The 13,779-nt window shown below is 58.3% G+C and carries 12 protein-coding genes and 4 pseudogenes; 11 read left to right on the top strand and 5 right to left on the bottom strand.

The features are described from left to right. The first annotated feature begins 131 nt into the window (after positions 1–131). From ACYZUM_RS11825 to ACYZUM_RS11800, 6 genes and pseudogenes are all read left to right on the top strand, one after another. A complete protein-coding gene (locus ACYZUM_RS11825) occupies positions 132–1,028 on the top strand; it encodes a LysR family transcriptional regulator (RefSeq protein ID WP_179055911.1) in 897 nt (298 codons plus the stop codon). A 73-nt stretch (positions 1,029–1,101) separates the two neighbouring features. Further along, positions 1,102–1,646, top strand: a pseudogene (locus ACYZUM_RS11820) (molybdopterin cofactor-binding domain-containing protein); the annotation flags it as partial. A gap of 406 nt (positions 1,647–2,052) precedes the next feature. Then, positions 2,053–2,340, top strand: coding sequence for an Hsp20/alpha crystallin family protein (locus ACYZUM_RS11815; protein ID WP_234451294.1), 288 nt, complete (start codon positions 2,053–2,055; stop codon positions 2,338–2,340). Positions 2,341–2,367: 27 nt separating this feature from the next. After that, positions 2,368–2,739 (top strand): Hsp20/alpha crystallin family protein, encoded by a 372-nt coding sequence (locus ACYZUM_RS11810; protein ID WP_200657277.1) that lies wholly within the window; start codon positions 2,368–2,370, stop codon positions 2,737–2,739. A 27-nt stretch (positions 2,740–2,766) separates the two neighbouring features. Next, entirely contained in the window at positions 2,767–3,270 is a 504-nt protein-coding gene (locus tag ACYZUM_RS11805; protein ID WP_200657276.1) for an Hsp20/alpha crystallin family protein, read from the top strand. 517 nt (positions 3,271–3,787) lie between these two features. Further along, positions 3,788–4,615, top strand: a pseudogene (locus ACYZUM_RS11800) (CmcJ/NvfI family oxidoreductase). A gap of 87 nt (positions 4,616–4,702) precedes the next feature. On the opposite strand, the gene ACYZUM_RS11795 reads toward ACYZUM_RS11800, so the two are convergent. Then, positions 4,703–5,242 (bottom strand): DsbA family protein, encoded by a 540-nt coding sequence (locus ACYZUM_RS11795; protein ID WP_200657275.1) that lies wholly within the window; start codon positions 5,240–5,242, stop codon positions 4,703–4,705. 11 nt (positions 5,243–5,253) lie between these two features. Then, entirely contained in the window at positions 5,254–5,553 is a 300-nt protein-coding gene (locus tag ACYZUM_RS11790; RefSeq protein WP_234451291.1) for a redoxin domain-containing protein, read from the bottom strand. Between the two features lie 442 nt (positions 5,554–5,995). Here ACYZUM_RS11790 and gfa (ACYZUM_RS11785) point away from each other — a divergent pair, with 442 nt between their 5' ends. The 5 genes and pseudogenes from gfa (ACYZUM_RS11785) to ACYZUM_RS11765 form a co-directional block, all read left to right on the top strand. After that, on the top strand, positions 5,996–6,574 hold the full coding sequence (gene gfa / locus ACYZUM_RS11785) for an S-(hydroxymethyl)glutathione synthase (protein WP_200657274.1): 579 nt from the start codon (positions 5,996–5,998) through the stop codon (positions 6,572–6,574). 471 nt (positions 6,575–7,045) lie between these two features. Continuing rightward, a pseudogene (locus tag ACYZUM_RS11780) lies at positions 7,046–7,195 on the top strand (IS5/IS1182 family transposase); the annotation flags it as partial. 216 nt (positions 7,196–7,411) lie between these two features. Continuing rightward, entirely contained in the window at positions 7,412–9,097 is a 1,686-nt protein-coding gene (gene istA, locus ACYZUM_RS11775; protein WP_473061204.1) for an IS21 family transposase, read from the top strand. Beyond that, entirely contained in the window at positions 8,985–9,734 is a 750-nt protein-coding gene (istB, locus tag ACYZUM_RS11770; protein ID WP_003460139.1) for an IS21-like element IS1474 family helper ATPase IstB, read from the top strand. The genes istA and istB overlap by 113 nt, the downstream gene beginning before the upstream one ends. A gap of 94 nt (positions 9,735–9,828) precedes the next feature. Further along, positions 9,829–10,797, top strand: a pseudogene (locus ACYZUM_RS11765) (IS5 family transposase); the annotation flags it as partial. 163 nt (positions 10,798–10,960) lie between these two features. Here the strand turns inward: ACYZUM_RS11765 and ACYZUM_RS11760 are convergent. The 3 genes from ACYZUM_RS11760 to ACYZUM_RS11750 all read right to left on the bottom strand — a co-directional run bounded on the left by ACYZUM_RS11760 (position 10,961) and on the right by ACYZUM_RS11750 (position 13,775). Next, positions 10,961–11,938, bottom strand: a complete 978-nt coding sequence (locus ACYZUM_RS11760) for an IS5 family transposase (protein ID WP_308936173.1) — start codon at positions 11,936–11,938, stop codon at positions 10,961–10,963. A gap of 90 nt (positions 11,939–12,028) precedes the next feature. Further along, positions 12,029–12,598 (bottom strand): S-(hydroxymethyl)glutathione synthase, encoded by a 570-nt coding sequence (gfa, locus tag ACYZUM_RS11755; protein ID WP_200656218.1) that lies wholly within the window; start codon positions 12,596–12,598, stop codon positions 12,029–12,031. 67 nt (positions 12,599–12,665) lie between these two features. Continuing rightward, on the bottom strand, positions 12,666–13,775 hold the full coding sequence (locus ACYZUM_RS11750) for an S-(hydroxymethyl)glutathione dehydrogenase/class III alcohol dehydrogenase (protein ID WP_200656217.1): 1,110 nt from the start codon (positions 13,773–13,775) through the stop codon (positions 12,666–12,668). Positions 13,776–13,779: the final 4 nt, after the last annotated feature.

The raw sequence follows: 13,779 nt of genomic DNA, 5'->3' as shown, positions 1-13,779 counted from the left end.
CTATCTATCGCGAGCCTTTGAGGCCAGAAGATTAAGGTGATTGGATGCCTTTGCGAGGCCGATGTTAAGCTTACACTGGATTCACAAAAAGTGACAAAAAGTGAGCAGTGCCATCACAAAAGGAAAATGTCTTGAAGCTTTCACAGCTCGGTTTTTTTTGCGCCGTCGTAGAGCACGGCACAATAGCCGCCGCCGCCGTACAGCTGCATTGCGTACCTTCGAACATCACAGCAAGGCTACGAGAGCTTGAAGACCAGCTGGGTGTCGTCCTGTTCAACCGAGAAAAAAACCGGTTGCTGGTTACACCCGAAGGTAGGCTGGTCTACCGCAACGCAAAGTTGCTCGTCGATCTGGCGGCTGAAACACGCTCGCTTTTTTCGACCGATTCCATTAATGGTGTGCTTCGAGTCGGGGCGCTGGATGTGGCGCTGGCTAATCATCTGCCCCAGCGTCTCGTACGGTACCGTCTGGAGGCGCCGGGGGTAGATCTCCACATCCGTCCGGAGCACTCGCTACACTTGGAGCGACTATTGATCGATGGCGAGCTTGATCTGATCCTCACTGATGGCCCAATTGAGCATCCGTTGCTTGAAAGCCGCTTAGCCTTTCGTGAGCGCTTACTGAGAGTGGTACCGAAGGCTTTCTCCTCGCCCACCCCCGGAAGCTTGGCTGGACTTGAACTGTATGTATTTGGTCGCACCTGTCACTACAGATACCAGGTTGACAACTGGCTTGAAAGCAACGGCATCCAGCCTCGGGCGATTTTGGAAATCGAGTCGTATCCGAGTATTTTTGCATGTATAGCAGAAGGGTTAGGCTTCGCCTGTGTTCCGGAAAGTTATGTCGACCTTTACGCTAGCCAAGCGGATACATTTCAGGCCGATCATGTGCCTGGCCTGGACTCGAGCGATATCTATTTCGTCTGGCGAAAAAGTCAGCAGTCGCCCTTAATAAAAAACTTCATCGAGATAATTGATATTCAGAGCAATTGGTCGTTACCGAGTCCAAAAAAGCCGCGCTGGTGCTGATCATGGTGGACGGTAAAGGGTACCCCGCACGTAAAAGATACGTTGTTAAGCAGAAACCAGCGAATACCTTCCTGACGAAAATGAAGGGGGACTGCGATTTTTGTCAATGCCAAGACCCGGGGTCGACGCCACTTACCGCAACCAATACCTGAACCACGGGCAGTTGGAACCGCCTTCTGCGCTGGCCAATTTAATCCGGGCGGTTCGCTGGAGGTCTGGCTGCCGAATCAGGCGCCGGACATGTTTCGTGCGGACATAGTCAAACACACTGGTCTGGAGCTTTCCCGCATCACATTGCATTCGCCGCTGCTGGGTGGATTCTTCGGGCGGCATTTTCTGTACGATTCCGCCAGCCGGTACCTGCAGGCCATCAAATTGGCCAAGGCCGTGGGGCTAACGGTGAAACTAATTTGGAGTCGCGAGGAAGAGTTCCTGCAGGACGTGCTCCGTCCTGTGGCCGCAGTGAATTTCCGTGGTGCGCTGGATAACGACGGCTGGCCGCTGGCAATCGAAGCGATCAGTGCCACTGAAGGGGCCGCCGAGGCCATCGCGGGCAAGCAGGGTGAAAAACTCGACCCCACGGCGCTCGGAGGGTCGTCAGGCAAGTCATACAGTTTGACTGCATCTTCGAACCTGATCGAGCTCGGGAGGCCTGGAATAGAGCCTTTTCTTGGCTTCATTCAGTGGGACCAGGGAAAAGATTCAACGTGCAAAAGGGTAGGAGTATCTAATTCCATATTCGTTTAAGCCATGACTTGAAAAACGTCGAAATCGCTTACATATTTCCCGTCGTCAGGGGCCGGAGCAGGGTGTTCCGTGTCTCCTGTTCGAGATCATGTCAGTCAGATGGAAGGAGGATTGTCATGTACGTGTCCCTTCTTAATCTGTCGAGCGATCCCATTGCCGAGTTCGAGAGGCTGCAGCGCGAACTTCAACAAGTCCTGGTCTCGGGCGCCCGGGCAGTATTCGCGCCTTGGCCAGTGACGCTTTTCCTGCCGTCAACGTAGGAAGCACGCCGTCCAGCATGCAGATCTTCGCCGTCGTTCCGGGCGTCGATCCGAACGACCTCGATCTGCAGATTTACCGAGGGTTGCTATCGATTTCTGGCGAGCGCCGGCCGGTGCGCAGTGCAGATGAGGGCAATTGCTCCGTGTATGCCAACGAGCGTTTTTCCGGACGCTTCAAGCGTACTGTGAGCCTCAACGATGAGGTCGATACCGACAAGGTAGAAGCTCACTGTTGCGACGGTGTTCTGCGCATCTTGCTACCTCGGCGTGAGGTGGCGCAGCCCAGGCGCATAGCCATTCAGTAACAGCATCGGTTTGAAGGAGGAATCACCATGAACGACAAGCAAACAGTCGTGCGCAGTGAGACTGAAACCCAAACACTGCTGCCGCGTGTCGATGTCTTCGAAGATGACAACGGAATCCAATTGTTTGCCGACCTTCCGGGCGTGCCCAAGGAACGTCTCGTGGTCAATGTGGAAGGTGACACGCTTTTGCTGGAAGGGGAGATCATGCCGCAGATGTCCCAACACCTGGAGGCCGTCTACGCCGAGGTCCAGCTGTCACGATTCAGACGAGCCTTTACCTTGAGCTTTGAGCTGGATACGACCCGGATCGACGCTGAGTTACGGGACGGCGTGCTGAGCTTGCGCGTTCCCAAACATGCGCATGCCCAGCCTGGCAAGATTGTCGTGAAAGGCGAGTAGGGCCTTGAGTGTGCGGAGGTCGACCCCATGGACAAACTAGCTGAACTCAAGCATGGCCTGGTGGAAACTTGGTATTCGCTGGGCGAGGGCTGGCGTCAGCTTCGTGATCGTACCAGCGAGGCGCTGACGCGCTTCACGCCCGTCAACCGGAGCAGGAACTCGTCGGAGGTTCCTTCCTCGTCACCGGCACTTGCCTCGAACTGGGGATTGCTGGCCGGTGATCTTTACGAGGATGGCGACCAGATCGTCGTTCGCCTTGATGTGCCGGGAATGGTGAAGGAGGATCTGAATCTGGAAGTGCGAGGAGATGCCCTGATCATTAGCGATGAAAAGCACATCGAGCAGGAGCAGGGTAATGGGCGTTATCGCGTCCGGCAGTGCACCTTCGGCAGTTTCCGGCGCACCTTTCAGCTTCCCGCTCCGGTCAATGCCGAGCAGGCGAGAGCTAGATGCAGCAACGGCGTGTTGCGTGTCGAACTGCCCAAGGAAAAGCGCGCGCGTGGCAGGCGGATCGAGGTTCGCTCGGGTTGATACTGCGACTTCATCTTGTCTGTCGCAGGCAAGGGACACCCCTCGTCACCTGGACTGCCCGCCCGCCACAAACTCGCGGGCGGGCAGTTCTTGAACCGGGGGAGTAGAGAGTGTCAGCGCTCACCACGCCAGATTACTTTGTGCCATTACGCAGCGTCTCAGGATCACGGCTTGAGACGCTGTCAGCAGCGGGATCCGAGACAACCAAAGCAACGAGTGCTCCTGCTGCAAACTACGGGGTATGGATTCCATGTGCTACTCGTCGTGCGCCTAGTAGTCGCCCTGGGCGCGGGCCTGGAGTCCGACGCGCCAGTCCTGGTCAAGCTGGTCGTCGGTGCCGAGTTGAGAGATGTCCTTTTCTACCGGTCGGGGACCATGCACCTCGGGGAGCATTTGAAAGTGTCCGTTCGAAGGCATACGATCGAGAGTCTACATGCAAGCTACAGCGCCGCCACGGTGACACCACGCCGGATGCGGTCAGCAGACCGGGAGGTGTTACTTGAAATGCACAACCGATATGCCCGCCAGTGTCATCACGACACTCACCTACCTGGTCAAGCACGATGCGAAGCCCTATGTGCATACCGAGGCTCTGACCGGCGACAGTGAACCGCATTCCTTTGCCGAGCAGGAGGAGCGCGAGGTCACGATACACAACGGTCGTCCGTTGGCAGACAGCCTTTCTCTGGACAAGCAGGGGTTCGAATTCCATCGGCGGGATACGGTGGTCGACGACCTCTACGACGATACCTCAGTGGAAAACGTCTACTATGAAGAGGTCAAGGCCTTGATCAAGGAGTTGACGGGCGCGGGCCGGGTCATCATCTTCGACCACACCAGGCGCAGCGACGCCGAGGGGCGGGATGTTCGCGGCCCAGCCAGCCGTGTGCATAATGACTACACAGAGCGCTAGGGGCCTGAACGTATCCGCGACGCGCTGGGCATGGATCAGGCCGCCACACTGGCAGCGGTGCCGGTGGCCCAGATCAACCTCTGGCGCCCGATGAGCGGGCCCGTTAAGCGCTCGCCGCTGGCCGTGCTGGACGCCTCGACGCTCGACCCCAATGACCTACTGGCCACCGCCCTGGTCTATCCGGATCGTATCGGTGAGATCTACCACCTGGCCTACAATCCGCACCAGCGCTGGTACTATTTTCCGCACCAGCGCTGGTACTATTTTCCGGACATGCTCCGTGACGAAGTCTTGCTGATCAAGGGGTATGACTCGCGTCACGACGGCCGAGCCCGCTTCACGCCCCATACCGCCTTCCGGGACCCAAATACGCCGCCGGGAGCCCCACCGCGCGAGAGTATCGAAGTTCGCACCCTGGCCTTCTTTGATTAAGTTTTTGCCACCTGGCGGATAGCTGATCCACCCATGACTGCAGAGCCCTCGGCTACGGTGTGGTTGATGCCAAACCGATGTCGCTCTCTAGCGATTTCGTCCGCGCACCAACGAAAGCTCAATCATCCGACTCATCTCGGCGAGCTCTGGAACCCCGTCATAGCGAAGCCCGTCAATGTAAAACGCTGGGGTGCCATTCACGCCGCTTCGTTCGCCGCCATTAAAGTCGGATTGTATTTTGGGGAGGTAAATATCGTCCTGCATGGCAAGAACGCGTTCTTTGCTGGAGAGGCCGTGTTTTTGAACGATGGCCCGAAATAGCGGCAGGCCCAATCGATCCTGATGTTCATACAATTCGTCGTGAGCCTCCCAGAAAAATCCCCGACTCCCGGCATACTCCGCGGTGACAGCTGCACCGAGCGCATGCGGGTGAGCGGTGGTCAATGGGAAGTTACGGAACACGAACTGTAGATCCTCGAGAAAATGCTGCTGTAGCTTTTTGACGACCCAATACGCTAAACCGCAGTAAGGACATTCATAGTCGCCAAATTCCACCAGGGTGACCTTGGCATGCGCACTGCCCTGGCGATGGTCGTTGTCACTTACCGGGACTTTGAGAGTGGCCATGTGATCACCTGTTAATTTTTGGTTTGCGTGCCTTGTGGCGAATTCGCCAGAGCATCCAACGCATCCAAAATGCCGTCTGCCCCAGGATTGATTGCCATCGGTGAGACGTAGCTCCAGGCGATCAGCCCCTCCTTGTCGATCACGAACAGCGCCCGCTTACAAACCCCCAGGTGGGAATCGTATGCTCCATACTGTCGCGCCACAGCCCCAGTGGGCTCGAAATCGGCCAGCAGGCTGAAGTGAAAATTCCGATCTTTGGCAAAGGCCTGATGGCACCAAGCGCTGTCGACGGAGATACCCAGTAATCCCATAAACTTGTCTCAGAAGTAGTTCGCTTACATACTCAAAGACACAACTATTACGCTTCAACGCGTGCTAGCGAATGAAAGCGATGCGCTATCGGTGATCATGGCGATTTTGTCAGACGAAGCATTTTTTCGATGGTTACCCGACGATCAAGAAGAGATTACCCGTGAATTCGGCTGCGATGGTCATACGGTTCAGTCATGGATCACAACGACACCCTAGCCGCGCTCGAGGCGTCATCGCAGACTATTCTTGATCTGGGTAACCGACCGGTCACACCGAAGGAGGTCACTCGTTTATGCACTGTGTCCTATTCGAAATCCGCCGCGGTTCGATCTGATGCATGAAGGCAAATCGATCCGCGCCGTCATCGAGTTCTGATGAACTACCGGTCTGGGGCACGGCCCCAGGCACTTTTGTCTGACACCCTAAAACGGAGACGCCAGCATGAGCACCTTGCAACTTCACCTTGCACTGGACAATGGTATCCAACCCGCCGCCGCGAATTTCACAGGTGGCACCCTGCAATGCCTGTGTGTGACCGACAAGGTCGAGGTCAAGATCGACGCACAAACTCTGCATAACCACGCGTGCGGCTGCAGCAAATGCTGGAAACCACAAAACGCGACATTCGCCGTTATCGCCGTGGTGCCTCGAGATAAGGTCAGCGTCATTGCCCACGGCGAAAAGCTGGTGATTGTCGACGAATCCGCCACCATCCAACGCCACGCCTGCAAGCAGTGTGACGCCCATCTCTTTGGGCGCATCGAGAACAAGGACCATGCGTTTTATGGCCTGGACTTCGTCCACACCGAGCTTTCGCCACAGAGCGGATGGGCTGCGCCGGGATTCGCGGCGTTCGTGTCCTCCATCATCGAAACCGGAACACCGCCAGCGCAAATGAAGGCTATCCGCGAGCGCTTGCGCTCGATCGGCCTGGAACCCTATGACTGCCTGTCCCCAGATTTGATGGACGCACTGGCGACTCATGTCGCCAAACAGAAAGGCCTGCTCCCCGCCGCCTGATTGATCGGTCGCCGCGGTTTCTTTTCCGGACCGCGGTCCGATTCACCTTTGATGTTGTGCGCCCCACATAATTAACTGGGGCCACCTAAAGCGGCCGCGAAAGACCGAGCGCGCGTATAGCGTCATTGTTGTTGCCGATGATTGCAATTTGATGACCATTCTTTGGGCGGATGCTTCGGAGGCGACACCGTCAAGACAGTTCGATTACAAGTCTGCCATGCCAATGGGGTAGGGATGCGGTGCATTTATACGGCCTTTCAATCTTTTCACGAATTCTTCGGCTTCTGCATAGCTGCGAAACTTAACGCACCATGCGTTCATCCAAACGAGCCAGTCGTCCGACGTACTTCCTCTTTCGACTTTTATCAGCATCACTAGAATTCCTTCGTGTGGTGACTCAGCCGCGTTGAACCTAAGAGGGTGTAGACAAAATAAAGTAAACTCCTTGCCTCTCTTATATACAGCATTGCCATGCCTAAAACTGGACGCCCGCCCGCAATTGCTGCGGAGCATTACCCACTGCTGACCAAGCTTGCTCATGCGCAGCCCTATTCCAGTCAGGCCGAATTGGCGCAAGCATTCCATGCTGAAACATGCATCACCGCTCATCCCTGCGGATTTCGGAGCACCGTGACCGGCCGTTTCGGTTGATCGTGACCGCTCATTTCGCTAACGCGTGACCGCTCATTTCGGTAGCAACGTGACCGATTCTCCGCCTGTTCCGAAACAGGTGGTCACGGCTTACCGAAATCGCCGGTCACGACTTAGCGAAAGCCTTCCCCTTCGTTGCGCATGACCTGATGCGCCGCCATCCTCGACCGATTTCGGGAGAGGAAGATGGCGGCGCCGCGAGTAGCCATGCGAAACATCAAAGAATGTCTGCGCCTCAAGTTTGAGGCCGGCTTGTCCCACGAGAAGATTGCCCGTGCCTTGCAGCTGTCCAAGGGCGTGGTTAGCAAGTACATCGCGGCGGCGCGGGTGGCCGGGCTGGACTGGCCGGCGCTGGTGGCCATGGACGAGGCCGCGCTGGCGGCCGCCTTGTTTGCACCGACGTCGACGAACAAGCCGCGCGGTGAGCGAGTGCTGCCCGATGTGCTGAGCATCCACCGCGAGTTGCGACGCAAGGGCGTGACCTTGCAGCTGCTGTGGGAGGAATATCTCGCCGCGCATGCGGGCCAGCCGACCTACCGCTACACCCAGTTCGTCGAGCACTACCGGCGCTACGCCCAGACGCTCAAACGTTCGATGCGTCAGCTGCACCGTGCGGGCGAGAAGCTATTCATCGACTATGCCGGGCCGACGCTGCCGGTGGTCGACCCGGCCACCGGCGAAGTGCGCCGGGCGCACATCTTCGTCGCCGCCCTGGGCGCCTCGAATTACACCTATGCCTGCGCGACGCCAGGCGAAACCCAGGTGGACTGGCTGACCTCGCTGGGCCAGGCTCTGACCTACTTTGGCGGCGTGCCGGAAATGGTTGTGCCGGACAATCCGCGCGCCCTGGTCGCCCAGCCGGATCGCTACGAGCCGGGCCTGAACCGGGCGGCGCTGGAGTGCGCCCGCCATTACGACACCGTGATGCTGCCGGCGCGGCCACGCAAACCCCAGGACAAGGCCAAGGCCGAGGTGGCGGTGCAGGTGGTCGAGCGCTGGATCATGGCGCGGCTTCGCCACCGGCAGTTCTTCAGCCTGCATGCGCTTAACCAGGCTATCGCCGAGCTGCTGGAGGATCTGAATCGGCGCCCGTTCAAGCGGCCCGATGGCTGCCGGCGCGACTGGTTCGAGCGCCTGGATCGTCCGGCCTTGCGACCGTTGCCGGTGCATCCCTACGAGGTCGCCACCTTCAAGCGCTGCAAGGTCAGCATCGACTACCACATCGAGGTCAATGGCAGCTTCTACAGCGTGCCCTCCGCCCTGGCCCGGCAGAACGTGGACGTGCGACTGACGGCACACACCCTGGAAGTGCTGCATGGCAACCGGCGGGTGGCCAGCCACCTGCTGCTGGGGCGACGCGGCGCTTACAGTACCCAGCGCGAGCACATGCCCGCGGCGCACCAGGCGCATCGCGAATGGACGCCACAACGCCTGCTCGACTGGGGCGCGCGGATCGGCCCCTACACGCGCCAACTGATCGATCACCAACTGACCCACAAGCCGCACCCGGAGATGGGCTACCGCGCCTGCCTCGGCCTGCTCTCGCTGGCCCGGCGCTATGGCAATGCACGCCTGGAAGCCGCTGCCGAACGTGCCGTACACCTGCGCGCCTTCACCGGGCGCAGCGTGCGCAACCTGCTCCAGCAAGGCCTGGATCAACAGCCGCTGCCCCAGCGTGCCGCCGAAACGACCTTACCCGGCGACCACGAGAACGTCCGTGGCGCCGACTACTACCAACCCCCGCAACAGGAGCTGTTCGATGATGCCGCAACACACCCTGAATCAACTGCACCAGCTACGCCTGGACGGCATGGCCCGCGCCCTGGAAGAGCAATGGACGCTGCCGGCCAGCCACAGCCTGAGTTTCGATGAGCGCCTCGGCCTGCTGCTCGACCGTGAACTGGCCTGGCGTGACAACCAGCGCCTGGTACGGCTGCGCAAGAAGGCCAAGCTCAAGTACGCCAACGCCTGCCTGGAAGATCTCGACCGCCGCTCCGGACGCGCCCTGGACGAGCGTCTGATCGCCACCCTGGCCAGTGGCGACTGGATCCGCCAGCAGCACAACCTGCTGCTGACCGGCCCGACCGGTGCCGGCAAAACCTGGCTGGCCTGCGCCCTGGGCAACCAGGCCTGCCGCCAGGGCTATAGCACCCTGTACCTGCGCACCCCGCGCCTGCTGGAACAACTGCGCATCGCTCATGGCGACGGCAGCTTCGGCCGTACCCTGCAACAGCTGGCAAAGGTCGACGTCCTGGTGCTGGACGACTGGGCGCTAGCCCCGCTGGAGGAAGGAGCCCGGCATGACCTGCTGGAGGTGATCGACGACCGCGCTGGCAGCCGCTCCACCATCCTGACGAGCCAACTGCCCATCGAGCACTGGCACGGCTGGATCAACGACCCGACCCTGGCCGATGCCATCCTCGACCGCCTGGTGCACAACGCCTACCGGCTGACGATGAAAGGCGAGTCGCTGCGCCGAAAAAAAGCCGAGGAACAAGCCGCATCGTGACCGATGCGATTACAATCCAGAACCCGCGCAACCGGGGTGGAAGCACCGGTCACGTATTAGCGAAACGCTCGGTCACGTTCACCGAAATCCGCATCATCCCGACACGTTCGCAAAGGCGTTGAAACTGGCGGGGATTGTTCGTGTAAAGGAACGGGCCAAAGGTAGTTTCCAACCTCCCGAACCTCGTAAGTCTTATGGCTACACCGAGGCACACCGGCGTCAGTTGCCGGAGCAGCGCTACCCCAGTTGCCTGACCGACGCCGAATGGACGCTGGTCGCAGATTTGTTTGAAGTATCGGGCGGTCGTGGCGTGCCACCCCGGCACTCCAGGCGCACGCTCCTGGAGGCTTGCTGCTATGTCGTGCGCACTGGATGCTCATGGCGAATGCTGCCTCGCGAGTTTCCACATTGGGACAATGTCTATAAAACTTTCCGCCGCTGGAGCGCTCAGGGCAAATTTGAGCAAATGCATGATCGGCTTCGTGCCCAATGGCGAGAGCGGGTGGATCGTGATGAAAAGCCGTCAGCCGCTGTTCTGGATTCTCAATCAACTCGTAGCTCGCCCCAGGGTGGTGAAAGTGGTTACGACGCAGGCAAGAAGGTGAAAGGGCGCAAGCGCAGTCTCATCGTTGATACCTTAGGCTTGCTCTTGGCGGTGAGCATCAGTGCAGCCAGCGTGCAGGATCGAGATGCGGCAGACGACGCGGTGACGTCCTCGATGAGCAAGTACCCATCATTGAATACCCTGTTCGTCGACAGTGCCTATGCCGGAAAGTGGGCCCAGCGCACGCGGCACAGTCATTCGCTTGAAGTTCAAGTCATTCGAGGGCCAAACAATCGACGTACCGGGAAGTGGCATTCAGAACAAGGCGATTTGTTCACGACAGCGCCGGTTACAAGCGGCTTTGTGGTTATGCCCAAGCGCTGGGTAGTGGAACGAACTCACGCCTGGAATGAGCGGGCCAGGCGCTTGATCATGCACCACGATCGCTTGTTCGATGTGAGTGCAGCATGGGTGTGGCTGGCCGAGGCCCGGATGCTTGCTCGTCGGCTGACTACTTGATTTTGTCTACACCCTCTAAGGAAGGTCTGAAGTACCCACCGATTTTTGAGGCCCTCGCTGCTTGAGGTTCAAAAAATCCAAGTCGGCCGAAAAACAGACCCTTCTTGTCTTTAATTCACGGCTCTTTCCTCTGATCGTGCTGTTTCAGGGCGATCAGCCCGCATTACAGACGCACCTCTCCCGCATTCAACAACCGTTTTCGCACCATCCACAGGTTCGACAATGCGAACAAGGTTGTCTGTTGGGCGATGTTTTTCGACAAGCCACGAAAGCGTACTTTCGTGTAGCCAAACTGGCGCTTGATCACGCGAAAGGGATGTTCAACCTTGGCCCGCACCTGCGCTTTGGCGTATTCGATCTTGCGTCGCATACGCCCGATCAAACTCTTTTTTCCGTGCTTTCTATAGCTGCTGGGACGCGCGGCAATCGACCAAATCATCGTGCGGTTCTGATGCTCAGCACGCTTCTCCACACCGGTATAACCCGCATCGCCGCACACGTAAGTTTCCTCACCATGCAACAACTGATCGACCTGAGTCATGTCCGCCACATTCGCCGCCGTGCCCACCAGGCTGTGCACCAAGCCGGATTCGGCATCGACGCCGATGTGCGCTTTCATACCAAAAAAGTACTGATTTCCTTTTTTCGTCTGATGCATTTCCGGGTCGCGCTTGCCGTCCTTGTTCTTGGTCGAACTCGGGGCATGAATGATCGTCGCATCGACCACCGTGCCTTGGCGCAGCATCAAGCCACGGTCACCCAGATAGCCGTTGATGACCTGCAAGATCCCGCCCGCCAACTCATGTTTTTCCAGCAGGCGCCGGAAGTTGAGGATCGTGGTTTCATCGGGAATTCGATCCAGATGCAGCCCCGCGAACTGGCGCAGAATCGTCGTTTCATAGAGTGATTCTTCCATCGCCGGATCGCTGTAGCCGAACCAGTTCTGCATCAGATGAACCCGCAACATGGCCAGCAACGGATACGCCGGACGACCGCCTTCACCTTTCGGATAATGCGGCTCGATCAAGGCAATCAAGCCCTTCCAGGGCACGACCTGATCCATCTCGATCAGGAAGCGCTCACGGCGGGTCTGCTTACGTTTGCCGGCGTACTCAGCATCGGCGAAGGACATCTGTTTCATCGGGACTCAACCGTTCGATTCCTGTGAGGCGGGTATTTCACCAATTCTGGAAGCCTTTTTCAGAGTTTCCCTAACGGTATTGCTGCTCGGTCAGAGTACGCCGTTCTGCTTGGCGACGTGAGTTGCCAAGGCATCCATCAGTGCTGGAGACAGGCAATCATAGGTCGGCAGGCCGATGTCGCTGAAACGAGCCCGGATACCGTCCATCTCGGCCGGCGGGGTGCCTGTTTCAATGACAGACGACACGAATGCAGCAAAGCCAGGCGCGGCCCAACCGGTTTGTGGCGACAGTTCGGTGTGTACGAAATCCAGGCCGTGGAACGCATGGCCAGTGTTTTCGATGCGACCGTACAGGTGCGCGCCGCAGTCTTTGCACGCGTGACGCTGGATGGTGGCGCTTTCATCGACGATGGCCAGTTTGGCTGCGTTTGCAGTCACGCTGACTTTTTCCCGTGGAACGACCGCGATTACCGCGAATTTCGCGCCTTCAGGCTTCCAGCATTTGCTGCAACCGCATGCGTGATTGTGCAGGGTTTGAGCGTCAATCTTGACCTCAACCTTGTTGGTCGCGCACAAACACTGCAAGGTGCCACCAGCGAAATCGGCAGCGGCTGGCTTGATACCAGCGTCCAGCGAAGGATGCAGTTTTACATTGCTCATGTGTATCTCCGGAATTGCTCAGGGTTGATACGAAAAGCTCCCCGGGGCTCGCGCCCCGGGCAACCTGTCAGTATTTGATGACCGTACGGATGGATTTGCCTTCGTGCATCAGGTCGAACGCTTCGTTGATGCGTTCCAGCGGCATAGTATGGGTCACGAACGGAGCGAGTTCGATTTCGCCTTTCATCGAGTCTTCAACCATCTTCGGCAACTGGCTGCGGCCTTTGACGCCACCGAATGCCGAGCCTTTCCAGGTACGACCGGTAACCAGCTGGAATGGCCGAGTGGAGATTTCCTGACCGGCACCGGCGACGCCGATGACGATGGATTGCCCCCAGCCACGGTGTGCGCATTCGAGCGCCGCACGCATGACATGAACGTTACCGATGCATTCGAAGGAGTGGTCGACGCCCCAGCCGGTCATTTCAATGATCACTTGCTGAATCGGCTGCTCGTGATCTTTTGGGTTGATGCAATCGGTAGCGCCGAACTGGCGTGCCAGGTCAAACTTGGTCGGATTGGTGTCGATGGCGATGATGCGACCGGCCTTGGCCTGACGAGCACCTTGAATGGCAGCCAGACCGATGCCGCCCAGACCGAAAATGGCCACGGTGTCGCCCGGCTGGACTTTAGCGGTGTTATGCACTGCGCCGATGCCGGTGGTTACGCCACAGCCCAACAGGCAGACGTGTTCAGGGTTGGCGTCGGGGTTGATCTTGGCGACCGAAACTTCTGCGACCACGGTGTATTCGCTGAAGGTCGAGCAGCCCATGTAGTGATACAGCGGTTGGCCGTTGTAAGAAAAGCGGCTGGTGCCGTCGGGCATCACGCCTTTGCCCTGGGTCGCGCGCACGGCGGTACACAGGTTGGTTTTACCCGACTTGCAGAACAGGCACTCGCCGCATTCCGCGGTATACAGGGGGATGACGTGATCGCCAGGCTTGAGGCTGGTCACGCCTTCGCCGACTTCAACCACGATACCGGCGCCTTCATGGCCGAGTACGACAGGAAACAGGCCTTCAGGATCATCACCGGACAGAGTGAAGGCGTCTGTGTGGCATACCCCGGTATCGGTGATCTTGATCAGCACTTCACCTGCACGAGGGGGTGCTACGTCGATCTCAACAATCTGAAGCGGCTTACCCGCTTCAAAGGCAACGGCTGCACGAGATTTCATAAGG

It is taken from the genome of Pseudomonas sp. m6p, from assembly GCF_055760375.1.
Note: the sequence above shows the minus strand (reverse complement) of the source record. Positions and strands in the feature narration are given on the sequence as shown.

Excerpts from the sequence above, each read along its gene's own strand:
- gfa (WP_200656218.1), bottom strand. The coding sequence starts at position 12,598 with ATGAGCAATGTAAAACTGCATCCTTCGCTGGACGCTGGTATCAAGCCA.
- ACYZUM_RS11810 (WP_200657277.1), top strand. The coding sequence starts at position 2,368 with ATGAACGACAAGCAAACAGTCGTGCGCAGTGAGACTGAAACCCAAACA.
- ACYZUM_RS11790 (WP_234451291.1), bottom strand. The coding sequence starts at position 5,553 with ATGGGATTACTGGGTATCTCCGTCGACAGCGCTTGGTGCCATCAGGCC.
- ACYZUM_RS11750 (WP_200656217.1), bottom strand. The coding sequence starts at position 13,775 with ATGAAATCTCGTGCAGCCGTTGCCTTTGAAGCGGGTAAGCCGCTTCAG.
- istA (WP_473061204.1), top strand. The coding sequence starts at position 7,412 with ATGGCGGCGCCGCGAGTAGCCATGCGAAACATCAAAGAATGTCTGCGC.
- gfa (WP_200657274.1), top strand. The coding sequence starts at position 5,996 with ATGAGCACCTTGCAACTTCACCTTGCACTGGACAATGGTATCCAACCC.
- ACYZUM_RS11805 (WP_200657276.1), top strand. The coding sequence starts at position 2,767 with ATGGACAAACTAGCTGAACTCAAGCATGGCCTGGTGGAAACTTGGTAT.
- istB (WP_003460139.1), top strand. The coding sequence starts at position 8,985 with ATGATGCCGCAACACACCCTGAATCAACTGCACCAGCTACGCCTGGAC.
- ACYZUM_RS11760 (WP_308936173.1), bottom strand. The coding sequence starts at position 11,938 with ATGAAACAGATGTCCTTCGCCGATGCTGAGTACGCCGGCAAACGTAAG.
- ACYZUM_RS11795 (WP_200657275.1), bottom strand. The coding sequence starts at position 5,242 with ATGGCCACTCTCAAAGTCCCGGTAAGTGACAACGACCATCGCCAGGGC.
- ACYZUM_RS11815 (WP_234451294.1), top strand. The coding sequence starts at position 2,053 with ATGCAGATCTTCGCCGTCGTTCCGGGCGTCGATCCGAACGACCTCGAT.